Origin of the sequence: Pseudomonas sp. G.S.17, assembly GCF_038096165.1 — a bacterium.
Taxonomy (GTDB): Bacteria; Pseudomonadota; Gammaproteobacteria; order Pseudomonadales; family Pseudomonadaceae; genus Aquipseudomonas.
The window spans coordinates 5231068-5257231 of record NZ_CP151076.1 but is presented as its reverse complement, the minus strand read 5'-3'; the positions used below and the strand labels follow the sequence as shown (position 1 = coordinate 5257231).

Annotated in this window: 25 protein-coding genes and 5 tRNA genes; 12 read left to right on the top strand and 18 right to left on the bottom strand. The window is 58.0% G+C overall.

From position 1 onward, the window contains the following. Positions 1-99: 99 nt before the first annotated feature. The 4 genes from AABC73_RS24385 to AABC73_RS24370 form a co-directional block, all read right to left on the bottom strand. Positions 100-1437, bottom strand: coding sequence for a sigma-54 dependent transcriptional regulator (locus tag AABC73_RS24385; protein WP_341524323.1), 1338 nt, complete (start codon positions 1435-1437; stop codon positions 100-102). A gap of 5 nt (positions 1438-1442) precedes the next feature. Beyond that, entirely contained in the window at positions 1443-3035 is a 1593-nt protein-coding gene (locus AABC73_RS24380) for an ATP-binding protein (protein ID WP_341521300.1), read from the bottom strand. Continuing rightward, entirely contained in the window at positions 3025-3264 is a 240-nt protein-coding gene (locus tag AABC73_RS24375) for a PP0621 family protein (RefSeq protein ID WP_331152876.1), read from the bottom strand. Before AABC73_RS24375 ends, AABC73_RS24380 begins: the two co-directional genes overlap by 11 nt. Before the next feature lie 146 nt (positions 3265-3410). Continuing rightward, the gene (locus AABC73_RS24370) at positions 3411-4427 is read right to left on the bottom strand and encodes an outer membrane protein assembly factor BamD (protein ID WP_341521299.1); all 1017 of its coding nucleotides are present in this window, start codon (positions 4425-4427) and stop codon (positions 3411-3413) included. Between the two features lie 148 nt (positions 4428-4575). Between AABC73_RS24370 and rluD the strand changes: the two genes are divergently transcribed. The 7 genes from rluD to AABC73_RS24335 all read left to right on the top strand — a co-directional run bounded on the left by rluD (position 4576) and on the right by AABC73_RS24335 (position 10078). Further along, on the top strand, positions 4576-5538 hold the full coding sequence (gene rluD / locus AABC73_RS24365) for a 23S rRNA pseudouridine(1911/1915/1917) synthase RluD (protein ID WP_065836188.1): 963 nt from the start codon (positions 4576-4578) through the stop codon (positions 5536-5538). Beyond that, on the top strand, positions 5535-6263 hold the full coding sequence (pgeF, locus tag AABC73_RS24360; RefSeq protein ID WP_341521298.1) for a peptidoglycan editing factor PgeF: 729 nt from the start codon (positions 5535-5537) through the stop codon (positions 6261-6263). The genes rluD and pgeF overlap by 4 nt, the downstream gene beginning before the upstream one ends. A gap of 509 nt (positions 6264-6772) precedes the next feature. Continuing rightward, positions 6773-9337 carry an ATP-dependent chaperone ClpB gene (gene clpB / locus AABC73_RS24355; RefSeq protein ID WP_065836190.1) on the top strand — a complete coding sequence of 855 codons (2565 nt, stop codon included), beginning with the start codon at positions 6773-6775 and terminating at the stop codon, positions 9335-9337. A gap of 307 nt (positions 9338-9644) precedes the next feature. After that, a tRNA-Asn gene (locus AABC73_RS24350) sits at positions 9645-9720 on the top strand. A gap of 21 nt (positions 9721-9741) precedes the next feature. Next, positions 9742-9818, top strand: a tRNA-Pro gene (locus tag AABC73_RS24345). A gap of 5 nt (positions 9819-9823) precedes the next feature. Further along, positions 9824-9899: transfer RNA gene (locus AABC73_RS24340), tRNA-Lys, on the top strand. Positions 9900-10001: 102 nt separating this feature from the next. Next, positions 10002-10078 (top strand) — tRNA-Pro (locus AABC73_RS24335). Between the two features lie 172 nt (positions 10079-10250). Here the strand turns inward: AABC73_RS24335 and AABC73_RS24330 are convergent. The 5 genes from AABC73_RS24330 to AABC73_RS24310 form a co-directional block, all read right to left on the bottom strand. Next, positions 10251-11735, bottom strand: coding sequence for a diguanylate cyclase (locus AABC73_RS24330; protein ID WP_341521297.1), 1485 nt, complete (start codon positions 11733-11735; stop codon positions 10251-10253). Positions 11736-11881: 146 nt separating this feature from the next. Then, positions 11882-13180 carry an NAD(P)/FAD-dependent oxidoreductase gene (locus AABC73_RS24325; RefSeq protein WP_341521296.1) on the bottom strand — a complete coding sequence of 433 codons (1299 nt, stop codon included), beginning with the start codon at positions 13178-13180 and terminating at the stop codon, positions 11882-11884. A 69-nt stretch (positions 13181-13249) separates the two neighbouring features. Next, a complete protein-coding gene (locus AABC73_RS24320; protein ID WP_341521295.1) occupies positions 13250-13423 on the bottom strand; it encodes a DUF3094 family protein in 174 nt (57 codons plus the stop codon). Between the two features lie 40 nt (positions 13424-13463). Next, positions 13464-13973 carry an MOSC domain-containing protein gene (locus AABC73_RS24315; protein ID WP_341521294.1) on the bottom strand — a complete coding sequence of 170 codons (510 nt, stop codon included), beginning with the start codon at positions 13971-13973 and terminating at the stop codon, positions 13464-13466. Further along, positions 13970-14599 (bottom strand): DUF1780 domain-containing protein, encoded by a 630-nt coding sequence (locus tag AABC73_RS24310; RefSeq protein WP_020291059.1) that lies wholly within the window; start codon positions 14597-14599, stop codon positions 13970-13972. Before AABC73_RS24310 ends, AABC73_RS24315 begins: the two co-directional genes overlap by 4 nt. A 241-nt stretch (positions 14600-14840) precedes the next feature. On the opposite strand from AABC73_RS24310, the gene AABC73_RS24305 reads away from it, so the two are divergent. Both AABC73_RS24305 and AABC73_RS24300 read left to right on the top strand, forming a co-directional pair. Then, on the top strand, positions 14841-15308 hold the full coding sequence (locus AABC73_RS24305) for a hypothetical protein (protein ID WP_065836195.1): 468 nt from the start codon (positions 14841-14843) through the stop codon (positions 15306-15308). After that, positions 15305-16000, top strand: a complete 696-nt coding sequence (locus tag AABC73_RS24300) for an energy-coupling factor ABC transporter permease (protein WP_341521293.1) — start codon at positions 15305-15307, stop codon at positions 15998-16000. The genes AABC73_RS24305 and AABC73_RS24300 overlap by 4 nt, the downstream gene beginning before the upstream one ends. A 22-nt stretch (positions 16001-16022) precedes the next feature. Here AABC73_RS24300 and yacG read toward each other — a convergent pair whose 3' ends face one another. Genes yacG through pilB form a run of 5 tightly spaced genes read right to left on the bottom strand, consistent with a single transcriptional unit; the run spans position 16023 to position 20635 of the window. After that, the gene (gene yacG / locus AABC73_RS24295) at positions 16023-16226 is read right to left on the bottom strand and encodes a DNA gyrase inhibitor YacG (RefSeq protein ID WP_065836197.1); all 204 of its coding nucleotides are present in this window, start codon (positions 16224-16226) and stop codon (positions 16023-16025) included. Continuing rightward, on the bottom strand, positions 16223-16846 hold the full coding sequence (coaE, locus tag AABC73_RS24290) for a dephospho-CoA kinase (protein ID WP_341521292.1): 624 nt from the start codon (positions 16844-16846) through the stop codon (positions 16223-16225). The genes yacG and coaE overlap by 4 nt, the downstream gene beginning before the upstream one ends. Then, positions 16843-17715, bottom strand: coding sequence for an A24 family peptidase (locus tag AABC73_RS24285; RefSeq protein ID WP_341521291.1), 873 nt, complete (start codon positions 17713-17715; stop codon positions 16843-16845). The genes coaE and AABC73_RS24285 overlap by 4 nt, the downstream gene beginning before the upstream one ends. A 2-nt stretch (positions 17716-17717) precedes the next feature. Next, a complete protein-coding gene (locus AABC73_RS24280) occupies positions 17718-18935 on the bottom strand; it encodes a type II secretion system F family protein (protein WP_341521290.1) in 1218 nt (405 codons plus the stop codon). Between the two features lie 2 nt (positions 18936-18937). Then, on the bottom strand, positions 18938-20635 hold the full coding sequence (gene pilB / locus AABC73_RS24275; RefSeq protein WP_341521289.1) for a type IV-A pilus assembly ATPase PilB: 1698 nt from the start codon (positions 20633-20635) through the stop codon (positions 18938-18940). Between the two features lie 224 nt (positions 20636-20859). Between pilB and AABC73_RS24270 the strand changes: the two genes are divergently transcribed. Beyond that, entirely contained in the window at positions 20860-21267 is a 408-nt protein-coding gene (locus AABC73_RS24270; protein ID WP_341521288.1) for a prepilin-type N-terminal cleavage/methylation domain-containing protein, read from the top strand. 56 nt (positions 21268-21323) lie between these two features. Then, a tRNA-Thr gene (locus AABC73_RS24265) sits at positions 21324-21400 on the top strand. A 128-nt stretch (positions 21401-21528) separates the two neighbouring features. On the opposite strand, the gene AABC73_RS24260 is transcribed toward AABC73_RS24265, so the two are convergent. The 3 genes from AABC73_RS24260 to AABC73_RS24250 all read right to left on the bottom strand — a co-directional run bounded on the left by AABC73_RS24260 (position 21529) and on the right by AABC73_RS24250 (position 23125). Continuing rightward, on the bottom strand, positions 21529-21801 hold the full coding sequence (locus AABC73_RS24260) for a hypothetical protein (protein WP_341521287.1): 273 nt from the start codon (positions 21799-21801) through the stop codon (positions 21529-21531). Between the two features lie 50 nt (positions 21802-21851). Further along, a complete protein-coding gene (locus AABC73_RS24255) occupies positions 21852-22145 on the bottom strand; it encodes a hypothetical protein (protein WP_341521286.1) in 294 nt (97 codons plus the stop codon). A 212-nt stretch (positions 22146-22357) separates the two neighbouring features. After that, on the bottom strand, positions 22358-23125 hold the full coding sequence (locus AABC73_RS24250) for a WecB/TagA/CpsF family glycosyltransferase (RefSeq protein WP_341521285.1): 768 nt from the start codon (positions 23123-23125) through the stop codon (positions 22358-22360). A 102-nt stretch (positions 23126-23227) separates the two neighbouring features. Between AABC73_RS24250 and AABC73_RS24245 the strand changes: the two genes are divergently transcribed. Then, entirely contained in the window at positions 23228-24331 is a 1104-nt protein-coding gene (locus AABC73_RS24245; protein ID WP_341521284.1) for a cellulase family glycosylhydrolase, read from the top strand. On the opposite strand, the gene AABC73_RS24240 is transcribed toward AABC73_RS24245, so the two are convergent. Beyond that, positions 24328-25614 carry a hypothetical protein gene (locus AABC73_RS24240; protein ID WP_341521283.1) on the bottom strand — a complete coding sequence of 429 codons (1287 nt, stop codon included), beginning with the start codon at positions 25612-25614 and terminating at the stop codon, positions 24328-24330. The genes AABC73_RS24245 and AABC73_RS24240 overlap by 4 nt on opposite strands. Positions 25615-26164 lie beyond the last annotated feature (550 nt).

The window sequence follows — 26164 nt, the reverse complement described above, 5'->3', positions numbered from 1 at the left end:
GTGGGAGCGAGCTTGCTCGCGAAGGCGTCATTTCAGACGATGGATATGTCGACTGGAATACCGATTCGCGGGCAAGCCTCGCTCCAACAGTTTTAGGCTCTATTCCAGCCCCAACTTCTTCAACCGATAGCGCATCGACCGAAACGTCAGGTTCAGGCGCTGCGCCGCAGCCGTGCGGTTCCAGCGGGTTTCTTCCAGCGCCTGGAGGATGATCTTGCGTTCGATGTTTTCCAGATAGTCCTCCAGGTTGTCGATGTCGGCGAGGTTGTGTTCATCCTGTTCAAGCGGTCCGGCGGTTTGGGCAAGGCGCAGGTCGCCGATGTCGATGCGGTGGTTTTCGCACAGGGTGTAGGCGCGCTCCAGAATGTTCTCCAGTTCACGCACGTTCCCCGGAAATCGATAGCTTTTCAGCGCCGACAACGCCTGGGGTTCAAGACGTGCGGCAGCTTGCCCCGAACCGTTCGCCAGGCGCTGTAGGACATGTGCCGTCAGTTGATCAAGATCTTCGCGACGTTCCCGCAACGGCGGCACAGCGAGTTCGATGACATTGAGGCGGTAATACAAATCCTGCCGGAAACGTCCAGCCGCCACTTCCGCGTTCAAATCCTTGTGGGTTGCACACAGGATTCGCACATCCACCACCTGTTCCTGCTGATCGCCGATGCTGCGCACGGATTTTTCCTGAATCGAGCGCAGGAGTTTTACCTGCATCGCCAGCGGCAAATCTGCGACTTCATCGAGAAATAACGTACCGCCGTTTGCTGCCTGAAACAGTCCTGGCTTGTCCTCGTGGGCGCCGCTGAAACTGCCTTTGCGGTGGCCGAAGAACTCGCTTTCCATCAGCTCGGTCGGAATGGCCCCACAGTTGACCGGAATAAATGGCCGTTCAATGCGCGGCCCCTGTTCATGAATCAGCCGCGCCACCAGTTCCTTGCCGCTGCCGGACTCGCCGCTGATATAGATCGGCGCCTGGCTGCGGGCCAGCTTGTCGATTTGCAGGCGCAGGGCGCGAATGGGCGGCGAATCCCCCAGCAGGCGGCGGTCTATGCTGCGCTCGCTTTGGCTGGGCGCTTGCAGGCGCAGGGCGCTGCTTACCAGCTCACGAAGGCGGCCCAGGTCCACGGGTTTGGTCAGGAAGTCGAACGCCCCGGCCTTGAGCGCGTGAATCGCGGTGTCGAGGTTGCCGTGGGCAGTGATCATCGCCACCGGCACTTGCGCATGACGCTGCTGGATGTGCTGAACCAGTTCCAGGCCGTTGCCGTCCGGCAGGCGCATGTCGGTCAGGCACAAATCGAAGGCTTCGCGTGCCAGCCAGTCATGAGCTTCCTTGACGTTGCGGGCGCTGCGGGTATCGAGCTTCATCCGGCCAAGGGTGATTTCCAGGAGTTCGCGAATGTCTGGTTCATCATCGACGATCAGAATTTTTTGTCGCTGGATCATGGTCAACTCAACTTCAACGGGTGAGCGAAGGTGATGCGCAGGCAACTGCCGCCACCTTCCCGAAATGTGTAGTCCAGCTGTGCCTGATTGCTCTCGCAAAGCTCTCTCGAAAGATAAAGGCCCAGGCCGGTGCCCTTGCTTTCGGTGGTGTAGAACGGCTCGAAAAGCTTGCTCAAATGTTCGTCAGCTACGCCGGGGCCGTCGTCGAGCACTTCCAGTACCGGCAATTCGCTGCGCGGGTCCTGAAACAGCCGAAGCCAGACCTGCGCGTGTGCATGCTGCTTACCACTGTAGCGCAAGCCGTTTTGCAGCAGATTGCTCAATACCTGAGTGAGCTGCTCCGGGTCCATGCGGGTGACCAGTGGCGCGGCTGCAATGTCCAGATGAATGGTCTGGTTGGGCGCTTCGCTGCTGTGCGCCTCGGCGACGAACTGTTCGAGCCAGGCCTTGAGATCAAGCATTTGCGGTTCAGCCTGGCGACGTCGCGACAGTTGCAGCACGTTTTCAATGACCCGGTTCATGCGTAACGACTGGTCCTGAATGATCTGATTCAGGCGTCGGTCGCCACCTTCCAGCGCTTCGGACTCATGCAGCAGTTGCGCCGCGTGGCTGATGGCGCCCAGCGGATTGCGGATTTCATGGGCAATCCCGGCAGTCAGGCGACCCAGCGCGGCCAGCTTGAGTTGTTGTGCCTGTTGGGAAATCTGCGAAAGGTCTTCGAGAAAAATCAGGGTCTGGCGCTGCTCGCCCCGATTGAGCGCGACGAATGTCGGTCGCAGGATTGGCCCGATGGCAGAAGTGGAGATGCTCTGCGGCACCAGAACCGGATTGATCAACCATTGGCGAAAGCGTGTGACCAGTTGCGGGGAATAACTGTCGATGGTCTCGCCCAGCAGGTTTTCATGGCCCAGGAGGATCAACGCGCTCTGGTTGGCCAGCACTACCTGGCGACGGGCGTCCAGAACCAGAATGCCGGTGCGCATGCGCTGCAGAATCAGCGCATTGAGTTCTTCCAGGTTGTGGACGTCGGTTGCGCGCTGTTCGGCCAGCACTTCGCTGATGTGCAGTCGGCGAGTCAGCGCTTGCACCATCAGGGCAGCAGCAAAGCACAGGGCGCCCAGCGAGCCGGCCTGCACGTAATGGCTGGCGGCGGAAGGGCTGCTGAAACTGATGTAGAACGTCAGGTAAATGATGCCAATGGCCGAGACGGCCGCGATCACCACACCGGTGCGTCCGCGCAACAGAACGTTGCTGATCGCCACCGATGCAATCAACAGGTTGCCGATGCCGCTGGGTGGGCCGCCTGCGGCATAAAACAATCCGGAGAGCATGATGGCGTCGGCCATGGCCAGGGCGAAAAGCTGCGCCTTGTGGCCCGGCCGATCCAGCAGCACCACGACCAGGATGTTGAACACCAGATACAGCCAGCAACCGGCCCGAAACAGGCTCGGATTGACGAACTCCAGCAGCTCGGTGTCCATGCCGCTGGAGATCAACAGGACCAGCATGATGCCAATGGTCAGTCGATACAGATGGTACAGCCGCAGAATCCGTTGGGCTTGTGGACTACCGAGGGAAAGAGCCTCAGCGATCACGTGCGGCAGGGCCTTCTAGCCGATGCGCCTCGCTGCAATACCATTGCTGATCCTGACTCAAGGCGCGGTCGCGAGGCAGGTGAACACCGCATTGCGCACAACGAACCATGGGCGCAGCGGCAACTTCGGGCGCTTGTGCCCTGGTTTTCTTTGCGGGAGGGTTAAGCAGACGCTTGATGAACCATACGATTGCCGCGATCAGCGCAACCCACATAATTAAGCGAATCATGACTACCAGCTTGGTGATTGAGATTTCGCAGTGTAGCGAAGGAACGTCTGTTGCGCTCCTTGTATGTCAGCGGCGATCAGACACCGGCCCCGCTCCAGCAAGTCAAAAAAAAAGACCCGAAGGTCTCTTTTTTATACGCAGATGAATCAGTCAAAGACGCCCAGCGTCATGTAGCTGAACCATGAGCGGTTGTTGTTATTGCCTTCCGCTTCATGTTCCTGTTCGTCGATTTCGTCCTGGTTTTCAGGCAGAAGCTCGCGAGGGATCGCTTCCTTGGCATCTTGATACTGTTTGATCACGTCCTGGTTGGCGCGAGTCTGACCCGGTGGCAGCGGCGGGCTGCTTTCGATCAGGCCCAGAGTTGCCTTGGACAGCCACGAACGGTTATCGGCTTCGGCTTCACGCGGCACAAACTGACCGTCCACCAGTTGCGGGTGGTTCGGGTAGTTGGTCTTGAGCACTTCAAGGCTGGTAGCCGCCAGGTCGTCCAGGTGCAGACGCTGATAGGACTCGACCATGACTGCAAGGCCGTCGCCCACCGATGGGGTTTCCTGAAAGTTTTCGATCACGTAACGGCCGCGGTTCGCCGAAGCGACATAGGCCTGACGCGTCAGGTAGTAGTCGGCTACGTGGATTTCGTAGGCGGCCAGCAGGTTGCGCAGATAAATCATGCGCTGCTTGGCATCCGGCGAATAACGGCTGTTCGGGAACCGACTGGTCAGCTGGGCGAACTCGTTGAACGAGTCGCGTGCCGCGCCCGGGTCACGTTTGGTCTGGTCCAGCGGCAGGAAGCGCGCCAGCAGGCCGACATCCTGATCGAAAGAGGTCAGGCCTTTCATGTAATAGGCGTAGTCCACGTTCGGATGCTGCGGATGCAGGCGAATGAAACGCTCGGCAGCCGATTTCGCAGCTTCCGGTTCACCACTCTTGTAGTTCGAGTAGATGAGTTCGAGCTGAGCCTGATCGGCGTAGCGACCGAACGGATAGCGCGATTCCAGTGCCTTGAGCTTGTCGGTAGCAGTGCTATAGCTGTTATTACCCAGATCGGCCTGCGCCTGCTGGTACAGCTCGACTTCACTCAGGTTTTCGTCGATCACTTCCTTCGACGAACAGGCAGCGGTGAGTGCGAGGATGGCTATCAGCAGCAGGTGTTTCACTTGCATGGCGGCTTGCGTCCCTATAACGGTCGCTGTCTTGGGCGTGACCGTCCTGTTATGATGGGCGCCCCGCGGAACCCCCGGGGCAAAAGACGCCGTATTTAACCACAAGCGCGCTGCCGAAACCAAAGGCTAGCCGCCACCTAGTCTGGCCATGTCCGAAAATATAGAACTTCGCGCAGAGGTGCCGTCCGATTTGGGCGGTCAACGCCTCGATCAAGTCGCCGCACAATTATTCGCTGAGCACTCGCGCTCGCGCCTCTCCGCCTGGATCAAAGACGGTCGCCTGACAGTGGACGGGGACGTTTTGCGTCCGCGTGACATCGTGCATGGCGGCGCTGTTTTGCAGCTCATTGCCGAACAGGAAGCCCAAGGTGAATGGGTTGCGCAGGATATTGCGCTCGATATCGTCTACGAGGACGATCAAATCCTGGTGATCAACAAGCCTTCCGGGCTGGTTGTGCACCCTGCCGCCGGTCATGCCGATGGCACACTGCTGAACGCTTTGCTGCACCACGTCCCCGACATCATCAACGTCCCGCGTGCGGGTATCGTGCATCGTCTGGACAAAGACACCACTGGTCTGATGGTGGTCGCCAAGACCATTCAGGCGCAGACCCAGCTCGTGACTCAGCTGCAGAACCGCACAGTCAGCCGCGTCTATGAATGCATCGTGATCGGTGTGGTCACGGCTGGCGGCAAGATCGACGCGCCGATTGGCCGTCACGGTCAGCAGCGTCAGCGCATGGCAGTCATGGAAGGCGGTAAACAAGCCGTCAGTCATTACCGCGTGCTCGAACGTTTCCGCTCCCACACGCACGTGCGGGTCAAGCTGGAAACCGGTCGTACTCACCAGATCCGCGTACACATGGCGCACGTCAACTACCCGTTGGTTGGCGATCCTGCCTACGGTGGTCGGTTCCGTATCCCGCCAGCGGCGAGCGTGACCATGGTCGAGTCGCTGAAAAGCTTCCCGCGCCAGGCCCTGCACGCACGTTTCCTGGAACTGGATCATCCGACGACCGGTAAGCGCATGAGCTGGGAATCGCCATTGCCTGACGATTTCGTCTGGTTGCTGTCGCTGCTCAAGCAAGACCGCGAGGCGTTCATCGGGTGAGTGACTGGTTGATTCCCGACTGGCCCGCGCCTGCGGGAATCAAATCCTGTGTCACGACCCGCGAGGGCGGCGTCAGTCTGGCGCCGTTCGATAGCCTGAATCTGGGCGATCACGTCGATGACAGCCCGGCCGCCGTCGCCAGCAATCGTCTGCACCTCACCTCAACGTTGAATATTCGTCCCGCGTGGTTGAAGCAGGTCCACGGCGTTGCAGTGGCTGAAGCGGATCCATCACGTGTCATGGAAGCCGACGCCAGCTGGACGGCGACTCCCGGCATCGCTTGCACGATCATGACCGCCGATTGCCTGCCTGCCTTGTTTTGTACCCTTGACGGTAAACGCGTCGCTGCGGCCCATGCCGGATGGCGCGGGCTGGCGGCCGGGGTTCTCGAAGCAACCGCTGACAGCCTGGATGTGCCACCCGCGCAAATCATGGTCTGGCTCGGTCCGGCTATCGGCCAGCCGTCATTCGAAGTCGGGGCGGAAGTCCGCGAAGCCTTTATCAGCACTCATCCGCAAACCGCTGAAGCTTTTATACCCAGCGAAAATCCCGGGCGCTTCATGGCCGACATTTACGCCCTGGCGCGTTTGCGCCTTGCAGCCCACGGAATTACTGCTGTTTATGGCGGCGGTTTCGATACCTTTACCGATTCACGTTTCTATTCCTACCGCCAAAGCGCTCGCAACGGCCGTTTTGCTTCGCTGATCTGGATTGATCGAGGCTGATCTTTTGCGAATGTAATCCTGTAGGACCAGCTTTAGCCGGGAGGATGTCGGCAAAGGCGCTACATTGTTTCGTCATAAATGCAGCCCTCCCGGCTAAAGCCGGTCCTACGGGAAGGTAATGCTGACCTGCATCAATCAAATGCTGCTTGAATCTCGCACAATCGTCCGCATCTAAGTGGGTATCCAGCAGGTTTTCTAGAGGGTCTGTTATCGTTTCAGCGCGGCCGCGCCGGAGCCCGTTTTGCCGCGAGGCAAGGCGCGAGACGCGAAGTTTGGTTTTTCAAATGAGCGTCGAGAAACGCAGCATCGCGGCAAAACGGGCCCGGCCCTTTGGGTTGCGTGCAAAATCTCGCCATGCTGCGTTGGAGGACTTGAAAAGGGAAAAACATTTCCTGCGTCCTCCGCCTTGCCTGGCGAGATTTTGCCCAGCAACGCGGCTCGTGCTGAAACGATAACAGACCCTCTGTGTGTGTTCATTGCTCCGGCCTGCTTATATAGGAAGGTGACAAATGCGTATCGATAGATTGACCAGCAAATTACAGTTAGCGTTATCTGATTCACAATCACTGGCGGTCGGCCTCGACCATCCGGCCATTGAGCCTGCACATTTGATGCAGGCGTTGCTTGAGCAGCAAGGCGGCACCATCAAGCCATTGCTGATGCAGGTCGGCTTTGACGTCAACAGCCTGCGCAAGGAGTTGAGCAAAGAGCTCGACCAGCTGCCAAAAATCCAGAATCCCACCGGCGACGTCAACATGTCCCAGGATCTGGCGCGCCTGCTGAATCAGGCCGATCGCCTGGCGCAGCAGAAAAGCGACCAGTTCATCTCCAGCGAGCTGGTGCTGCTCGCCGCTATGGATGAGAACAGCAAGCTCGGCAAATTGCTGCTCGGCCAGGGTGTCAGCAAGAAAGCCCTGGAAAATGCCATCACCAACTTGCGCGGCGGCGCGGCAGTCAACGACGCCAACGTCGAAGAGTCGCGTCAGGCTCTGGATAAATACACCGTCGACCTGACCAAGCGCGCCGAAGAAGGCAAGCTTGATCCGGTGATTGGTCGCGATGATGAAATTCGTCGCACGATCCAGGTGCTGCAACGCCGGACCAAGAACAACCCGGTATTGATCGGCGAGCCTGGCGTGGGTAAAACCGCCATTGCCGAAGGTCTGGCGCAACGCATCATTAATGGTGAAGTGCCGGACGGCCTCAAAGGCAAGCGCCTGCTGTCGCTGGACATGGGTTCGCTGATCGCGGGCGCCAAGTTCCGGGGTGAGTTCGAAGAGCGTCTGAAGTCGCTGCTGAACGAGCTGTCCAAGCAGGAAGGGCAGATCATCCTGTTCATCGACGAACTGCACACTATGGTCGGCGCCGGTAAAGGCGAAGGCTCGATGGATGCGGGCAACATGCTCAAGCCCGCCCTGGCCCGTGGCGAGCTGCATTGCGTGGGCGCGACCACGCTCAACGAATACCGCCAATATATAGAGAAGGATGCGGCCCTCGAGCGGCGCTTCCAGAAAGTGCTGGTGGAAGAGCCGAGCGAAGAAGACACCATCGCGATTCTGCGGGGCCTGAAAGAACGCTATGAGGTTCACCATAAAGTCGCCATTACTGACGGCGCGATCATCGCGGCGGCCAAGCTCAGCCATCGCTATATCACCGACCGTCAGTTGCCGGACAAGGCCATCGACCTTATCGACGAAGCGGCCAGCCGTATTCGTATGGAAATCGACTCCAAGCCCGAAGTGCTCGATCGCCTTGAGCGTCGCCTGATTCAGCTCAAGGTCGAATCCCAGGCGCTGAAGAAAGAAGACGATGAAGCGGCGATCAAGCGCCTGGAAAAACTTCAGGAAGAGATTGTCCGCCTGGAACGCGAGTACGCCGATCTCGAGGAAATCTGGACGTCGGAAAAAGCCGAAGTCACCGGTTCCGCGCAGATCCAGCAGAAAATCGAGCAATCGCGTCAGGAACTGGAAGCGGCACGTCGGCGCGGCGATCTGAACCGCATGGCTGAATTGCAGTACGGCATCATTCCGGACCTGGAACGCAGCCTGCAAATGGTCGATCAGCACGGCAAGCCAGAGAACCAGTTGCTGCGCAGTAAAGTGACCGAAGAAGAAATCGCTGAAGTTGTGTCGAAGTGGACCGGTATTCCGGTAGCGAAGATGCTCGAAGGCGAGCGCGACAAGCTGTTGAAAATGGAAAGCCTGTTGCACCAGCGCGTGATCGGTCAGGACGAAGCGGTAGTAGCCGTCTCCAACGCCGTGCGCCGGTCCCGTGCCGGGTTGTCTGACCCGAATCGCCCAAGCGGCTCGTTCATGTTCCTCGGCCCGACCGGCGTGGGTAAAACCGAGCTGTGCAAGGCGTTGGCGGAATTCCTCTTCGACACCGAAGAGGCCATGGTGCGAATCGACATGTCCGAGTTCATGGAGAAACATTCCGTGGCGCGGCTGATCGGTGCGCCGCCAGGCTATGTCGGCTATGAAGAGGGCGGTTATCTGACCGAGGCGGTACGTCGCAAGCCTTATTCGGTGATCCTGCTGGACGAAGTCGAGAAGGCACATCCGGATGTGTTCAACATCCTGCTGCAAGTGCTAGAAGACGGACGCCTGACCGACAGTCACGGCCGCACGGTGGATTTCCGCAACACGGTGATCGTCATGACCTCCAACCTGGGCTCTGCACAGATCCAGGAGCTGGTGGGTGATCGTGAGGCGCAACGCGCGGCGGTAATGGATGCGGTGAGCACTCACTTCCGGCCGGAGTTCGTCAACCGTATAGATGAAGTGGTGATCTTCGAGCCACTGGCCCGCGATCAGATCGCCGGCATCACCGATATTCAGCTGAGTCGTTTGCGTGCGCGTCTGACCGAGCGCGAGCTGACGCTTGAGCTGAGCCCTGAGGCTATGGACAAGTTGATCGCGGTTGGCTACGACCCGGTGTATGGCGCACGGCCGTTGAAGCGTGCGATCCAGCGCTGGATCGAAAACCCGTTGGCGCAGTTGATCCTGTCGGGCGGCTTGCTGCCTGGTTCGAGCGTCACCGGTACCGTGGTAAACGACGAGATCGTGTTTGGTTGATAAATAGCCAGACCGCTTGCCTGCAAAGATTTATCGCTGGCAAGCGGCGGCTGTTGATTGCTGCAAGGGTTGATTGGGCAGAATCCCGTGTTTTGTCTTGTTCCAAAGGCGATCTGAAAAAAAATCGCAAATCATTGTCTTCAAAGCAATTTAGGGGGTTGACACCTGTTTTTAAAATTGTAGAATAGCGCGCCTCAGAGACGTGAACGCAGCGATGCAAACACAGCGAAGAGCACGAATTAACACGTTAACAGCGCGTTAGTTCAAGGTTGTAAAGTTGTAGAAGTTGCATCTGAAATCGATAAGTTCCGCGATAGCTCAGTTGGTAGAGCAAGTGACTGTTAATCACTGGGTCCCTGGTTCGAGTCCAGGTCGTGGAGCCAGATTTCACTATGTAGCTGTATCGGGGTATAGCGCAGTCCGGTAGCGCGCCTGCTTTGGGAGCAGGATGTCAGGAGTTCGAATCCCCTTACCCCGACCATTTTTGGGTCGTTAGCTCAGTTGGTAGAGCAGTTGGCTTTTAACCAATTGGTCGTAGGTTCGAATCCCACACGACCCACCATTTTTGGCCTCAACAGTAATGTTGGGGCCGAATCTTATAGATCTGATGCCATTAGCATCAAATCGCAGACGGCTGGTTGAGGCGTCTTTAAAAAGTTTCAAACGGGGTATAGCGCAGTCCGGTAGCGCGCCTGCTTTGGGAGCAGGATGTCAGGAGTTCGAATCCCCTTACCCCGACCATATTCACAAAAAAGCCTGATTGAAGCCTTGCGCTTGAATCGGGCTTTTTTGCGTCTGGTGTTTGTGGGAGCGAGCTTGCTCGCGAAGGCGCAAGTTCGGCCGACACATTTTCTCAGCCTTATTAAAAGCTTCGCGAGCAAGCTCGCTCCCACACAAACTCGCTATCACTCGCTTAGCCAGCCCTTTGCGCCGCCAACTCCACCCGATTACGCCCTTGTTGCTTGGCGCGATACAGCGCGGTGTCGGCGGCTTTCAGTAAGTCGGCGATGTTCGACTGCGCATCGGGAGCGACCACCGCTACGCCCACGCTCACTGTCAGACTCTTGAATGGCGACATGTCGTGTGGCACCTGCAATTGCTCGATCTCCCGGCAAATCGTGTCAGCGAACGCCAGCGCTTGTTCTTCACTGGTTGACTGCAAGATGATGGCGAACTCCTCTCCGCCGTAGCGCGCCACAAAGTCGCCGTTGCGCCGCACATGCACCGTCAGCTCTGCCGCCACCCGGCGCAGCACCTCATCCCCGGCCTGGTGGCCGTAGCGGTCGTTGTATTGCTTGAACAAGTCTACGTCGAGCATCGCCAGCATCAGCTTCTGGTCGTTGCGGCGTGCGCGGTTCCACTCGGTGTTCAGGGTTTCGTCGAATTGGCGGCGGTTGGGAATGCCGGTCAAGCCATCCGTGGCGCTGATTGCGGCGAGTTGCAGGTTCGATAATTCCAGTTCGTGAGTGCGGCTGCGCACCCGAGCTTCCAGCTCAAGTTCGCGCACCTGCATTTCCTTGAGCAGAATGGAAAAGCCGATGCCGATCAGACTCAGGGTGAAAATAAACTCTTGGGCGCGCAGTACTTCCAGCTGCATGGACAGGCCGCCGAATGGCTTGAGCCCCATGGTCATCATCATGGTGATCGACAGCGACACCAATGCGACGAAAATGGTGGTCAGGCGGATACCGAAACGAAAGGCGATGACGGCGGCGCCCGGTAGCAGCAGGGTCGGTGTGACGGTTATTTCGTCGACGTTGCCGCCGTAGTGTTCGACGATGACCGAGGTCACCACGACCAGGGTCAAGACCAGCAAGGCTTTGTCGAACCGCGTCAGGCGAATTTTCTGCAGTGCAGGCTGAGTCAAGGCCAGCAGCAGTGGTGTGTAGATCAGCAGGCCCAGCGCATCGCCGAACCACCATAAACGCACCAGCGTCAGGTAGTGGCTGGTGGCGCCGCCGACTTGCTGAAGCACGAACGCCGCCATCAGGCTGGCAAGCAGCGCTCCGGTCAGCGGGCCGGCGAGGACGAACTTGACCAGGTCTTCCAGGCGCTGCAAGCGCGAGGAGGCACCGCTGCGTTTCATCAGCAGGTACGTGACGACGACCTCGGTGAGATTGACGGCGCTGAGCAACACGGCTTCGTACCAGCTGAATACGCCAAGATTGCCCAGCACGTCGGAACTGAAGGTGATGGCGGCCAGCAGCGGCGCGCGCTGCCCGCGAACCCGCAGCAACGCCGCGAGCAACACAGCATTAGGGAGCCATACGACGACTACGTTGTCCGGTGTGACTGCGCAAAAAAAGGTCAGTTTGACGCTGGCGAAGTGAATCAGCATGAGCAGCGCGCAGAACAGCAAGCCAGGGCGATGCCAGAATTTTTCAGGTGGAGCGATCATCACCGACATCCAAAAGCAGGTGACGCGAATGATTGTCTGCGCCACTGGCCTTGTCAATTGGATGGCGCGCAGCGTCATTACGAACCAACAACCACCTAAGTTGAAATGCCGCTCCAACGGGCCGGGTATTTGCGGGTGACGTTACATCAATGCAGCTTCATCCGCGGTTCAGTGCCTTTGCCGATGCGGCTACCGAGCATCAGCATCAGGGTGCGGAAGGTGCCGTACAACGCCATTTGATGCATGCGGTACAGCGAGATGTAGAACATCCGCGCCAGCCAGCCCTCGAGCATCACGCTGCCCATCAGGTTGCCCATCAAATTACCCACGGCGGAGAATTTCGACAGCGAAATCAGCGAGCCGTAATCGGTGTATTTATAGTCCGGCAACGGCTTGCCTTCGATCCGCAGGCGCAGGGATTTGACCAGCAGCGAGGCCTGTTGATGCGCCGCCTGGGCGCGGGGCGGGACGTTGCGGTCCGAGCCTTTTTGCGGGCAGGCGGCGCAGTCGCCGAAGGCGAAGACATTGTCGTCGCGGGTCGTTTGCAAGGTAGTACGCACTTGCAGCTGGTTGATGCGATTGCTCTCCAGGCCGTCCAGTTCATGCAGGAAAACCGGCGCACGGATGCCAGCCGCCCAGACCTTCAGCGTGGCCGGGATCACCTGGCCGCTGGCGGTGATCAGGCTGTCGGCGGTGACTTCGCTGACCGCCGCATTGGTCAGGACCGTCACGCCGAGTTTCTCCAGCGTGGTGTGAACCGGACCGCCGATTCGCTCAGGCAGCGCCGGCAGTACCCGAGGACCTGCCTCGATTAGCGTGATGCGCAGGTTTTCCGGCTTGATGCGGCCCAGGCCGTAAGCCGCCAGTTCGTGCGCCGCATTGTGCAACTCGGCCGCCAGCTCCACCCCAGTCGCACCGGCGCCAACAATGGCCACGGTGATTTCTTCGGTGATGTCGGTTTGGCCAGCATGGGCGCGCAGGTATTGATTGAGCAGTTGCTGGTGAAACTTTTCCGCTTGCAGGCGGGTGTCGAGGAACAGGCAATGTTCCGCCGCGCCCTGGGTGTTGAAATCGTTGGTGGTGCTGCCGACCGAGATCACCAGCGAGTCGTAGTCCAGGCTGCGCGCGGGCACCAGCTCCAGACCGTTTTCGTCCAGCGTCGCGGCCAGATGCAACTGGCGTTGCTCGCGATCCAGGCCGGTCATGCGCCCGAGCTGGAACTGGAAGTGATTCCACTTGGCTTGCGCCACGTAGTTCAGCTCGTCTTCATAGGAATTGAGCGAGCCCGCTGCCACTTCGTGCAGCAACGGTTTCCAGATGTGGGTCAGATTGGCATCCACCAGCGTGACGCTGGCCGTGCCATTCTTGCCCAGGGTTTTACCCAGACGGGTAGCCAGCTCCAGACCGCCGGCGCCTCCGCCAACGATGACAATACGATGGGTCATAGGGATATCTCATAAGGTTCAAGGAATTCGAGGGGCGAGGGCGAGTCTGCGCGAGCGCGACAAGGCGGCTCATAGCGTCAGATAGCTCAACAAACGGCTCAACAGGCCCAGGCCAACCACAACGACTACCACCACGATCAGGAGCAGCCATGGCCGAAAAGGCCGGCGCTCGACTTGATGCTGGGGAGCTTGCAGGTACTCTTCGACACGCTGTTGGTCTTCAGGGTTCAGACGGCTGGACATAAAGCCTCTCTGTAAAAAGTTGCCTCGTTGGATAGAACGGCTAGTCGGCGATGAAATCCAGCGGTTCGACGCGCAATGAGTCATCAAGGCGAATAATTCCGCTCTGGATCACCCGGGCGGTGATGCCGCCATGCCCGCGTACCGCTTGAAACGTGCCATGCCCAAGCCGTTGCTCCAGGCGGGCGCAGGGCTGGCACCAACCGGTGGTTTCCAGAATAGCCTGACCGACCTTGAAGCGTCGGCCTTTGAGGCTGAACAGATTGATGCCGCTGATCACCAGATTGCGCCGCAAATCCTGCGGCACGATGGGTTGCTCGGCAGCGCGCCCGAGCAGCGAGCCGACCACCGCCAGATGCTCCCACTGGATCAAGGTCACCTGGCGCGCGTTACGTGGGCCGGGGCGCGAATGGTCGCCGGTCAGGCCCGCTTCGCGCCGCGCTTCCACAGCCTCCAGCTCGATCATCTCGGCGCGGGATTCGGGACGCACGCCGATCCAGCGCACGCGGCCTTGCTGGGGCACATCAGCCAGCAGTTCTTGCAGGGGGCTCATAAACTGATTCCAACATCAAAGACAACACTGCGACCCAGATTGGTCCGCAGAAAATCCGGTGCGCCGGGATGGGCAAACAGCACCCTGGCAAAGGTGGGGCCGACCAGCGACAGCGACCGCCAGCCTTGGCGCAGGTATTCGGTAGGCGGTGGGAAATGACTGTTCAGATCCAGCACTTCGCGCTTGAGACTGGCGAAAGCGATGATGTCCAGCTCGCCCAGATCCAGGCCGCGTTCGCGATAATTGTGGGCTTTTTTACGTAAGGTTGGACCTAGACGTTGCAGCAGTTCCGGCGCGGGAATGCGCTTGGGCTTGGCTTCACGCCGCACCAGCTGGCTCAGGGAAAACGCGCTACGCCGGCGCGCCAGTTCTTCGCGCCACTCGTCGTTGAGGCGGCGGCCTTCATCAAGCACGAAGAACACCTCGAAACAGGCGTCGCGAAACAGTACATCCGGCGGCTCCTGCCCGGCGGCGGCGAAGTCTTCATTGCGATGCGGTATGTTCAAGCCCTGCAGCAGGCGCTGACAAACCCATCGCTCACGCTCCCACTTTCGCGCATTGGAGAGGAACGCGTTGGCTTGTTCGGCCTGGATCGTGAGCAGGCGAAGGTAGTCAGAGTCATCCATAGGCCCAAGCTTAGCGTTCAATTCGCGATAACTGAAACGATGTTTAGTCGCCAGGCCCGACTTACTGTAGGACGGGCTTTAGCCGGGAGGGCGATTGGCGTTCTCGCGACTAAAGTCGCTCCTACGGTCGCTCCTACAGCCGATTCGCGGGTAAGTCGGATCGCCGCCCGTTCGCTCCAGCGGATTTAGGATGGCCATCTCGGCTATCCTGTGTCTTTAACCGATCCGGGAGAACCGACGTTTGAAGCTCTGGCCAATCCTGTTATTGATTTTGCTGCCGTTGACCGCGCAGGCCATTGAAATCGGCGACCCTGTGCCGTCATGGAGTCTGCTGGACCAGTTCGACCAGCCTTACGCGATGGACCAACACAAAACCCAGACGATTCTGGTCGCCAGCAGCATGAGCGCTGGCAAGACCATGGAAAAGGCCCTCAAGGACAAGCCCAAAGGCTTTCTCGAAGCGCGCCGCACGGTGTTCATCGCCGATATCAAACCCATGCCAGCGCTGATCACCCAGTTTTTCGCCGTGCCCAAGATGCGCAAGGTCTACTCCTATCGCGTGGCGCTGGACCGCGAAGCGCTGATCGCACCGGGTTACGGCGGCGATCCGAGCAAAGTGCAATGGCTGCAACTCAAGGACGGCAAACTGGTGGAGCGTCGGGAATTCAACGGTCCGGACGAATTACGGGAGGCACTTGAACAACCATGATCGGCGCGCTGGTCCTGACTGCGGAAACCATGACCACAGCCTGGCTGTTGTACGTGCCGGTCTTGTGCTGGGCCATCTGGCGTTCGCCCTGGGTTGAGCTGTTCACCGACAGCCGCCGTCAGCATCTGCTGTTCGGCACGGTGTTCGCGCTGTTTTTGCTCTGGCTGGTGCGGCGGGATTTCGACACCGGCGTGTCGTATCACTTCATCGGCATGACCGCCGTGACCCTGCTGCTGGATTGGCCTTTGGCGATTCTCGGCGCGCTAGTGGCGCAGGTGGGATTAGTGGCGCTGGGTCGACAGGATCTGGCGGCACTTGGCGTCAACGGTCTGCTGTTCATCGGGCTGCCGGTATTGGTCACCGAAGCCTGCGCGATGCTCGTCGAGCGAGCGCAACCGAAAAGCCCGTTCGTGTACATCTTCTGCTCGGGATTTCTCGCGGCTGCGTTGGCGGCGTTGCTGTGCCTGTTGCTGGCGTTGGGGCTGTTGTGGTTTGAAGGGCTGTTCGAAATGCCGATCTGGCTGTCGGATTTTATCGGCTACCTGTGGCTGATCATTTTCCCCGAAGCCTTCATCAACGGCATGATCGTCAGCGCTTTGGTGGTGTTCAGCCCTGAATGGCTGGAGACGTTCAATCGTACCCGCTACCTGTCAGCGCCCTGGAATGAAGGGCGCTCAGGCGACGACACCTGAGCGGTGCTCGGTGCCGCTTTGATCAATGGCCGCGTTCGGGGAAATCACCGGAAAACAGTTCGTCTTCGGCATCCGGGCTGACCGGGATCGCATGTTCTTCCGACGCCCAGGCGCCCAGGTCGATCAGCTTGCAGCGCTCGGAACAGAACGGCCGGGAAGGGCTGGCGGCGCTCCATTCCACAGGTGCGCCGCAGGTTGGGCAATCGACGGTTTTTGCTTGGCTCATGACTGGCCTCCAGACAACGTTAAATAGAAATGATGCAGCCGCTCGACTTCGCTTTGCAGCCAGGCGTGATCGCGGTCGTTGATCAACACCTCGTCGGCATGTTTCAGCCGCTCTTCACGATTGGCCTGCACCTTGAGAATCGCCTGGACCTGCTCCTCGCTGGAACTGTCGCGCAACATCGTGCGCTGCACTTGCAGCTGTTGCGGCGCGTCGATCACCAGCACGCGCTGGGTCAGCTTGTACTGGCCTGACTCGATCAACAGCGGCGAAACCAGAATCGCGTAGGGCGACGTTGCACTGGCCAGATCGCGCTGAATTTCCTCGGCAATCAGCGGATGCAGCAGGGCTTCCAGCCAGCGTCGCTGCTCGGCGTCTTCGAAGATCAAACCGCGCAGGGCGCTGCGATTGAGGGTGCCGTCGGCTTGCAACACGCTGGGGCCGAAATGCTCGGCGATTTTAACCAGAGCAGGCCGGCCCGGCTCGACCACCCAGCGCGCGGCGTGATCGGCGTCCACCACGTGAACGCCAAGGCCGATAAAACACTGCGCTGCCGCGCTTTTGCCGCTACCGATGCCGCCGGTAAGGCCGAGAATCCAGGGTTTGATCACGCTGTTGGTCATTTGAAACCGGCAAACTGCAAATAAGAGGCGGTTATTTGACCACCCCAGAGCAAAGCGATCCAGCCTGCGATGGCCAGATAAGGACCAAAAGGGATCGGCGTGCTGGTCGCTACGTTGCGCATACGCAGCATGATCAGGCCCAGAATCGCGCCCACCAGCGAGGACAAAAGGATGGTCAGCGGCAAAATCTGCCAGCCGCCCCAGGCGCCGAGCATGGCCAGCAGTTTGAAATCGCCCTGGCCCATGCCTTCCTTGCCGGTGACCAATTTGAACAGCCAGAACACCGACCACAGCGTCAGATAACCCGCCACCGCGCCCCACAGCGCATCGCCCAGGCTGGTGAACAACCCGAACGAGTTGACGATCAGCCCCAGCCACAGCAACGGCATGACCAGCGCATCCGGCAGCAACTGATGGTCGGCATCGATCAGGCTCATCGCCAGCAAGCCCCAGGTCAACACCAGCATCGCCCCGGCCTGCCAGCCAAAGCCGAAATGCCAGGCGATAAATGCCGACAACACACCGCACGCCAGCTCCACCAACGGGTAACGCTTGCTGATCGGCGCCTTGCAGCTCGAACACTTGCCGCCGAGCAACAGATAACTCAGCACCGGCAGGTTTTCCCAAGGGCGAATCTGATGCGCGCAATGCGGGCAGCGCGAATGCGGCAGGATCAGGTTGAACGTTTCGCCCGCAGGCTCAGCGGGAAGACCCAGCATTTCCCGGGACTGCGCTTTCCAGTCCAGCTCCATCATTTTCGGCAGGCGGTAGATCAGGACGTTGAGGAAGCTGCCGATTAAAAGGCCCAGTATGAGTGTGGATAGGATGAAGGCGAGGGGGGCGGTGGCCAGGAAGTCGAGGAGGGACATGTTTAGACGACGTTTCCGAGCTGGAAGATAGGCAAGTACATGGCGATAACCAGGCCGCCGACTATGATCCCAAGGACCGCCATTATCATGGGTTCCATCAGGCTGGTCAGGCTGTCTACCATGTTATCCACCTCCTCTTCATAGTAAGTGGCAACCTTATCGAGCATGTTATCCAGCGCACCGGACTCTTCACCGATCGCGGTCATTTGTATCGCCAGGCTGGGGAACACGCCGACGGAACGCATTGAAAAGTTGAGCTGCATACCTGTCGAAACGTCTTGGCGGACTTTCAATACAGCATTCCGGAATACAACATTACCCGTTGCGCCCGCCACGGAGTCCAGTGCTTCTACCAGCGGCACGCCCGCAGCGAATGTAGTCGCAAGGGTCCGCGCAAAACGGGCAACTGCAGACTTGAAGAGCAGAGGCCCGATTACTGGTACTTTCAGCAATCCACGATCAATACTGTCGCGTAGTTTTACCGATTGCTTGTAGCCGCGTTTGAATAGAAAGAAAGCTGCAACCATCAAGCCTAGAATTATTAGCCACCATTCCTGAACAACATTGGAAAGGCTGACGACCATTTGGGTAAACGCTGGTAACTCTGCTCCAAAACTCGAGAACACAGATTGAAACTGCGGCACAACTTTAATCAGAAGGATACCGGAAACAATGAATGCAACAACCAATACGGCAGTCGGATAGGTCATTGCTTTCTTGATCTTAGCCTTGAGTGCTTCGGTCTTTTCTTTATAAGTAGCGACTCGGTCCAGCAGGGTTTCCAAGGCACCAGCCTGCTCACCTGCATCTACAAGGCTGCAATACAACTCATCGAAATATTGCGGCTTTTGCCTCAGCGCGGTGGCGAAGCTATTGCCAGCAGCAACTTCCTGTTTGACGTCGTTGATCAACTTGCGCATGTTCGGATTGTCGGCGCCTTCAATGATGATGTCGAAGGACTGGAGCAACGGCACGCCGGCCTTCATCATCGTCGCCATTTGCCGTGAGAAAAAAGCGATGTCCAACGGTTTTATTTTTTTCCCCTCGCCAAAGATCGAGACGGATTTTTTGCGAACTTTTAACGGGTTGATACCTTGTTTGCGCAACTGCGCTTTAATCAAGGCAACATTATGCCCGGTCAGTTCGCCGGTCATTTTCGTGCCTTTCTTGTCCGTGCCTTCCCATGTGTACGTGCCGACTTTTACTGCTTTGCTGGCCATGGTCAGTCCTTGGTCACGCGGTTGACTTCTTCGAGGCTGGTTATGCCTTGCATGGCCTTCCTCAGGCCCGATGTGCGCAGGTCATTGAAGCCGTCTTTGCGCATCTGGATGGAAATATCCAGGGAGTTGCCTTCTTCCATGATGATCCGTTCCAGCGCCGGGGTTTTCTTGACCACCTCATAGATCCCGACGCGGCCTTTGTAACCGCCGTTGCATAAATCACACCCAACCGGCGCGTAAATCTTGAATTTGCCAATCTGGTCTACCGGGAAACCTTCCTTTATCAGGGTTTCCCGGGGGATATCCGCTTCTTTCTTGCAATGCGGACACAACTTGCGCGCCAACCGCTGGGCAATGATCAGGTTAATAGCCGTGGCAATGTTAAATGCCGCAACGCCCATATGGTGCAAGCGAGTCAGCGTTTCCGCAGCACTGTTGGTGTGCAGGGTCGACAATACCAGGTGACCGGTCTGCGAAGCCTTGATGGCAATTTCAGCGGTTTCAAGGTCACGAATCTCGCCGACCATGATCACGTCAGGATCCTGACGCAGGAAGGCCCGCAGCGCTTGGGAAAAGTCCATTCCTTGACGCGGATTGACGTTGACCTGGTTTATGCCTTCAAGGTTGATCTCGACCGGGTCTTCGGCCGTGGAAATATTGATGTCCACGGTGTTGAGAATATTCAAGCCGGTATACAGCGATACGGTCTTACCCGAACCGGTGGGGCCGGTAACGAGGATCATGCCCTGAGGCTGGCGCAATGCTTCCAGATACAGTTCTTTTTGATCTGGTTCATAACCCAACGCGTCGATACCCATCTGCGCACTGGTAGGATCAAGAATCCGCATTACGATCTTTTCGCCCCACAACGTCGGCAGGGTATTGACCCGGAAATCAATCGCTTTGGTTTTCGAGATGCGCAGCTTGATCCGCCCGTCCTGAGGCTTGCGTCGTTCGGAAATATCCAGGCTAGCCATAACCTTCAGGCGCGCAGCGATGCGGCTGGCGAGATGAATCGGCGGCCTGGCGACTTCGTGCAGGATGCCATCGGTACGCAAACGCACCCGGAACATTTTTTCGTAGGGTTCAAAGTGCAAGTCAGATGAACCGAGGCGGATGGCATCCAGCAACATTTTGTTGACGAACCGCACCACTGGCGCATCGTCCGCATCGCCCTTGGTGGACAGAGTGCTTTCTTTACTGTCATCAACTGTTTCGATTTCCAGGCCGAGGTCGACATCTGCCAGATCGCCCATCCCGCTATTGGAATCGAAAAACTTCTCGATAGCGTCGCTGAGCTTATCGTCCTCGACCAGAATGGCCTCGGTAGTGAGCCCGGTATTGAATTGAATATCAGTGATGGCTTGATGATTGGAGGGGTCAGAAATTCCGACGAACAATTTGTTGCCACGTCGCCACAAAGGCAGGGCCTGATGCTGGCGAATGAGTTTTTCGCTGACCAAGCCTTTGGGCTGGCTGTCCTTGTCCAGGCTTCTCAGGTCAAAAAACGGGATACCAAATTGATCGGACGCCATTTCTGCGAGGACAAGCGCCTTGACCAGCTTGTTCTGGACCAGATAACTGACCAAGGAAACCTTGTCACGGCGCGCTTGCTGAAACGCCTGCTGCGCAGCTTTTTCATTCAGAAGCTCGGCGACAACCAATTGTTTGGCCAAACCGGTGAGGACGACATCACTCATAAAACCACCAGACACAGACAGTGCGTGGTTTATAGCGTAGTCAGGCGTTGCTGCCAATGATGTGAGGCAATGTGACGTAATTTGTCAGTTTGTGCGTGGAAGCTCACGCTGAAAACACTGCTATTGACGCGAAGCGAGCAATAGATGGTGTAAAAATTTTGTTGGCACGACCTATGCTTTTATCGCTGCAGGCAACATCTTATTGACGCAGCGGAGCAGTACCCATGAAGGCACAAAAAGGCTTTACCCTTATCGAACTGATGATCGTGATTGCGATTATCGGGATTTTGGCAGCGATTGCGTTGCCCGCTTATCAGGACTACACCGCTCGCGCTAAAGCGTCAGAGCTGATCCTTGCTGCGAGCGGTGCGCGCACTTGCGTAACTGAGGCTGTGTCTACCAACGGTTTCACCGGCCTTGCTGCTTGTGGTACTGATTTTGTACCGACAACCTATGCGACAACACTTGCAGTGGATGCAGCAACCGGTGCAATCGTAGTAGACGGCACTATCAACGCCGCAGCGGTAAAGGTTACGTTGACTCCGACAGTAGCGGCAACCAACGCCAACGCTATTGCCTCTTGGACATGCGTCGGCACACCAGCAAACTGGATGCCTGCTTCCTGTAAGTAATGGTGAGGACTGTTCGTTGACCTGATGAACAGCGATGCTAGCTTTACCCCTCTGAAGCCGAAATAGCTCAGCCCGGTAGAGCAGCGCACTCGTAACGCGAAGGTCGCAGGTTCGATTCCTGTTTTCGGCACCAGCTTCACGATTTACACCGTTTCACGCTTCACCTACCTACACCGCCGCAAACGAAAAGCCCCGCACATGCGGGGCTTTTCGCGTTATAGCGGTCGTCAATCACGCATCACGTCCACTACAACCTCCTCGTCAAACATTCACCTGATAAAGCCCAAGATGCCGGCCATCGACGCAACGGACGTCCGGTCCGTCGATAAAAGCCATGTCGTGGCCTTCATGGTCGACCAGTCGCCGGGGTGGGCAGAGGACGAGGATGCCGATGTCGCCGCTCCAGTCGCGGCGCGGGTCGTGTTCGAGGTAGGCATAGACCCGCCGGTCCTGGATACGCCAGACGGGGTTTTTCTGATCGGGGTCTTTTACGTCGTAGGTGGCAGCAGGGTCGAAGACGAAGTTGGCAGTCATGGCGGTGTCCGTTATCAGGCGTGGCCGACTGCACGTAAGACCAGTTCTGTTCAGTTGTTGGAAGATGACGTCTCGTTGGTGGGGAGCCAGATGCATTCGGCCAGCTGCAATGACAGGTCGGCCGATTCTCCATTGGCCAACGCTCTACAGGCATTGCTTGCCCATTCCTGGTATTCGGCGAAGGTGAATACGCCGGTACGCTGAAGCTCCAGCAAGCGTCCGCAAAAGATGCCGATGCGGAAGATGCGGGTCGACACTTCGTCGGGTTGCCCCAACTCCTCCAATGCCATATGGAGTTCAAGTCGTCGTTGGGTTTTCAGCGATTCATCCAGGTTGTCGTTCATTGCCGCGACCCCAGTAAGGCGTAATACCTGCGCACGTCTTCGGTAGAACTTAGTACAAATTCGTGTAAGTACAGCACCGCTCGTCGCCGCTGTCCGCTTGTTCCTCCACGAAGCGAGAACCACTTGTCAGCAGAGCCTTACATGGCCTGCAAAACAACCATCTGTGGCTACACTGGCTTCAGGTCTTTTCACGCAGTCAGCGCGCCAGCGCTCTACGACAGGCCTCGCGGGTCGTTGTCTGAATTCGAAGGTTTCTCTGTGTCGCTCCTGATCTCTTTGATGATGACGGGAACGATCCGGTAGGCATCCCTGACGTAACGCTTGCCCAGCCGCCGTGGCTCATGAATGAAACGATGCAGCCATTCAAGTGACAGGCGTTGCATCCATTCCGGTGCTCGCCTGACTTTTCCTGAGAGAAACAGCAGTGACGCGCCGACGCACAGGCCAATCCCTACAGCCCCGCGACCTTGGAGCACACGCATCGCGAGTATTTCCTGGCGCGGCGAGCCCACTGAAAACACCACCATCCGCGCCGGATGTTGATTGATGAAATCAACGGCGCGCTGGATTTCCCGGGCATCGTCGATGAAGCCCATCGGCGGGTTGTAGTGGCGGAAGGTGATCGAGGGATTCATCTGCTGCAACGTGGCAATGACTTCCTGTTCACAGCCGATGACCGTCACTGTCCAGCCACGCTCCTGTGCAATCTGGATCATGTCCCGAGTCAGCGTGCTGCCGGGAATCGCCTCAGCGATGTCGGCGTGCAGCCGATTCAACAGCGGGAAAAGCACGCGGCTGTCGCATAGCCGATACGCAGCGTAGCTGTAGGCCCTGCGCAAATCCTTGTCGTGTTCCAGCATCACCACGTGGTCGACGTTTGGCGTCACGACGTAGCGAAACGACCTGCTGCTGAGCACGGTCAGTTCGCGGACGAGATCCTTTCGCTGGCGATGATAGAACTCGATGCCGAATACTTTCATAAGGTGCTCCTCGCGCTTGATCGCCGTAGCTCACGCGATTTTCCGAAGGGGATTTGCCTGACGCATCTGCCTGGATGCACCAACACAAGGGGGTCAGCTCATATGCTCGATTCACTGGACTCAGCCGTGGTGGCGGCGCTTGAAAAGCCATCGATGACAACGCCCGGCGGCATCGACTGGACGGGCAAATTGCTGCTCGTCGTCGTGCTGCTGGTGCTGTCTTTCGGGGCCAATGCGCAAAAAACCGCCAGGCAAGCGCCGATGGTCTTGATCAACGTCTCGGGTGCGGAGTTTTCCGAGGGCGTCTGGCCGGGAGAAAACGGCACGCACTATTTTTTTCCGGACGAGAATTACTTCGATAAATGGCAGGCCAGAGGCATCCGCGCGATTCGCTTCCCCATGCGCTGGGAGCGTTTGCAGCTCAAGCTGGGGGGCGAGCTGGATGAAACCTATGCGTCGCTGATCGACAAAATGCTGATCCAGGCCGAGCGGCGCGGGATCAAGGTCACGCTTGATGTGCATAACTTCGGGCGTTATGAAAATGAAGTGCTGGGCAGCAAGCACGTGCCGATCAAGGCTTATCGGGATCTGTTGCACCGGGTGTCGATGCGCTGGCGGGATTTTCGGGCGCTGTACGCCTACGACATCATGAACGAACCCCATGACGAGGCCGACCAGTATTGGCCCAAGGCGGCACAGGCGGGGATTTTCGCCATACGCGCCAATGACTGGCACCGCCCGATCATTATCGAAGGGCGCTCCTGGTCCAGTGCGACACGCTGGCCGCATCACAACGATGCGTTACTGGACCTGCAAGACCCGTCCAACAATCTGATTTATTCCGCCCATCTGTATTTCGATGAAGACGCCAGCGGGCGCTATCAGAAAGTCCTCGGGCAGCGCTTCGATCCGGACATTGCCGTGAAGCGCGTCCGGCCGTTTGTCGAATGGCTGGAGAAAAACGGCAAGCGTGGCCAGATCGGTGAAGCCGGGTTCCCGGCGGACGACCCGCGCTGGGGGCAGGCCATGGATCGTTTGCTGGCCTATCTGCAAGAAAAATGCGTGCCGCTGGCGTATTGGTCGGCCGGTTCGGCGTGGGGCGATTACGCGCTGTCCATTGAACCGGTAAACGGCCGTGATCGTCCGCAATGGCCAGTGCTGGCGAAGTATCTGGTGGCGCCGCACTGCACGATGACCCGGGGTTAGGTTTTTGCCCGCGCAACGGTCCGGGTTCGCAGGGCATCTTCAGGCAGCCAGTTGTTCCTCGGTGTTGCCGTTGCCGGCGAGTCTTGCGTCCGGGCGTAATAAACGAACGCGGCGATGGACAGCCCGGTGATTTCCCCGCCGTACATGATGGTGTTGGAGAAGAAAAAATTGATCCCGTTGAACCAGAATGTCAGCTGCAAGGCATTGAGCAGATCGCCTTTTTTCCGGCAATAGGACATGAAACGAAAGAAGCCCAGGTAGTAAATCAGCGCGATAGCCGGAGTCAGGAAACCAAACCGGTAATAGACCCCGAGCAGGCCCACATCCGACAGATAGAAGTAGCCGTTGTACAGCCGCGAGAAACCGCCTTGCCATTGCAGGGACAGCGCGCCCATGCCGATCAGGCCGTTGCGCGCCAGTTCCTCGACCACAATCTGCGTCGTGATATTGCGCACGCCCGGTTCTCGCGCCTCGAACAACAGCGCGTCGAACCTGCCCAGTTGCGCGGCGAAAAAATCCGGTGCCAGGGAAAAAGCCGCCAGCAGCACCGCGCTCGCCAGGATGCCGAGCTTGACCAGCAAACCGACCCGGCTGCGAAAGATCCAGATCCCCGCCAGCGCCCAGATCAGCATGATGTTGCGCGTCTGAATCACCAGCCAGAGATACGAGGCGAACAGCAGCAGTAGTGCAACAGCGAGCCAGGACATGGACCGTTGCAGGCGATACATCAGCATGAAGGCGCAGGCGCTGACATAAGGTGCGCCAATGCTGAGGCGATTGGGCCGCAACGGGTTGATCCCGTAATCCTTTTCATCAACGGTAAAACTGACGTCGTTGTTTTCCAGCAACACGCCCCAGTAATACAGATAGCCCACCACCACGCAGGCCACGGCGCAGCAGAGCATGAACTTCTCCATTTGCTCCTGGGTGGGATGCGCTTTTATCAGCAAAAACAGCATCGGGAAGAACAGCAGATAAAGAAAGCTGCGGCGCTCTTCCAGCAAGCCAAAGTCAAAAGGCTGGCCGAAGTTCAGCGCCGCCAGCAGCGCCGACAGCAGCGGCAGGACCAGGCCGAAAATCACAATCCACAAGCCTGCGCGCGACTGCTGGGCGCGGCTCCAGGTCAGCAATAAAACCAGAGCGCCGAGCACGATGGCGACGATAAACAATTCCCGCAGATACGGGATGCCGGCTTTTTTATCGTCAGTCAGGAACAGACACGCCGAGTTCATCAACAACAGCAAGAACAGCAAGGCGCGATAGGCAAAGAGTTTGCGAATCATCGGGTGTGTCTCTCAATTCGTGGGAGCGAGGCTTGCCCGCGAAGGCGTCGGGTCAGGCGACGGATACTTCGACCGGAGTACCGAATCGCGGGCAAGCCTCCAAAGGGTCTACAGTCGAGCATGTGTTCAGGTCCGCCACCTCACAATCCGTGGGAGCGAGCTTGCTCGCGAAAAGGTCGGTAAACCCGACACATCTTCGGCGTCTGAAACATCGCCTTCGCTAGCAAGCTAGCTCCCACAGGTGGAATGCGGTCATCCCGAGGGACCGGATTTATCCGGGAAGCCGTCGGTACAAACAATACATCTGCGGCGTCTGTGGGTTGCCCCCAAACATAGAATCTCCAACGGGGCGGGTGTTCGCGGGGATAGCGTGGTGTTAATGCTTTTGCGAAATTCTTTTTTAAGCACACCGAACCATTCCAATTGGAACGAGATCCTTGGGAGCAGGCTTGCCCGCGAAGGCGTCAAATCAGGCGACGGATACTTCGACCGGAGTACCGAATCGCGGGCAAGCCTCCAACGGGTCTACAGTCGAGCATGTGTTCAGGTC

Excerpts from the sequence above, each read along its gene's own strand:
- AABC73_RS24375 (WP_331152876.1), bottom strand. The coding sequence starts at position 3,264 with ATGATTCGCTTAATTATGTGGGTTGCGCTGATCGCGGCAATCGTATGG.
- AABC73_RS24370 (WP_341521299.1), bottom strand. The coding sequence starts at position 4,427 with ATGCAAGTGAAACACCTGCTGCTGATAGCCATCCTCGCACTCACCGCT.
- rluD (WP_065836188.1), top strand. The coding sequence starts at position 4,576 with ATGTCCGAAAATATAGAACTTCGCGCAGAGGTGCCGTCCGATTTGGGC.
- clpB (WP_065836190.1), top strand. The coding sequence starts at position 6,773 with ATGCGTATCGATAGATTGACCAGCAAATTACAGTTAGCGTTATCTGAT.
- AABC73_RS24330 (WP_341521297.1), bottom strand. The coding sequence starts at position 11,735 with ATGATCGCTCCACCTGAAAAATTCTGGCATCGCCCTGGCTTGCTGTTC.
- AABC73_RS24325 (WP_341521296.1), bottom strand. The coding sequence starts at position 13,180 with ATGACCCATCGTATTGTCATCGTTGGCGGAGGCGCCGGCGGTCTGGAG.
- AABC73_RS24320 (WP_341521295.1), bottom strand. The coding sequence starts at position 13,423 with ATGTCCAGCCGTCTGAACCCTGAAGACCAACAGCGTGTCGAAGAGTAC.
- AABC73_RS24315 (WP_341521294.1), bottom strand. The coding sequence starts at position 13,973 with ATGAGCCCCCTGCAAGAACTGCTGGCTGATGTGCCCCAGCAAGGCCGC.
- AABC73_RS24310 (WP_020291059.1), bottom strand. The coding sequence starts at position 14,599 with ATGGATGACTCTGACTACCTTCGCCTGCTCACGATCCAGGCCGAACAA.
- AABC73_RS24300 (WP_341521293.1), top strand. The coding sequence starts at position 15,305 with ATGATCGGCGCGCTGGTCCTGACTGCGGAAACCATGACCACAGCCTGG.
- yacG (WP_065836197.1), bottom strand. The coding sequence starts at position 16,226 with ATGAGCCAAGCAAAAACCGTCGATTGCCCAACCTGCGGCGCACCTGTG.
- coaE (WP_341521292.1), bottom strand. The coding sequence starts at position 16,846 with ATGACCAACAGCGTGATCAAACCCTGGATTCTCGGCCTTACCGGCGGC.
- AABC73_RS24285 (WP_341521291.1), bottom strand. The coding sequence starts at position 17,715 with ATGTCCCTCCTCGACTTCCTGGCCACCGCCCCCCTCGCCTTCATCCTA.
- AABC73_RS24280 (WP_341521290.1), bottom strand. The coding sequence starts at position 18,935 with ATGGCCAGCAAAGCAGTAAAAGTCGGCACGTACACATGGGAAGGCACG.
- pilB (WP_341521289.1), bottom strand. The coding sequence starts at position 20,635 with ATGAGTGATGTCGTCCTCACCGGTTTGGCCAAACAATTGGTTGTCGCC.
- AABC73_RS24270 (WP_341521288.1), top strand. The coding sequence starts at position 20,860 with ATGAAGGCACAAAAAGGCTTTACCCTTATCGAACTGATGATCGTGATT.
- AABC73_RS24260 (WP_341521287.1), bottom strand. The coding sequence starts at position 21,801 with ATGACTGCCAACTTCGTCTTCGACCCTGCTGCCACCTACGACGTAAAA.
- AABC73_RS24255 (WP_341521286.1), bottom strand. The coding sequence starts at position 22,145 with ATGAACGACAACCTGGATGAATCGCTGAAAACCCAACGACGACTTGAA.
- AABC73_RS24250 (WP_341521285.1), bottom strand. The coding sequence starts at position 23,125 with ATGAAAGTATTCGGCATCGAGTTCTATCATCGCCAGCGAAAGGATCTC.
- AABC73_RS24245 (WP_341521284.1), top strand. The coding sequence starts at position 23,228 with ATGCTCGATTCACTGGACTCAGCCGTGGTGGCGGCGCTTGAAAAGCCA.
- AABC73_RS24240 (WP_341521283.1), bottom strand. The coding sequence starts at position 25,614 with ATGATTCGCAAACTCTTTGCCTATCGCGCCTTGCTGTTCTTGCTGTTG.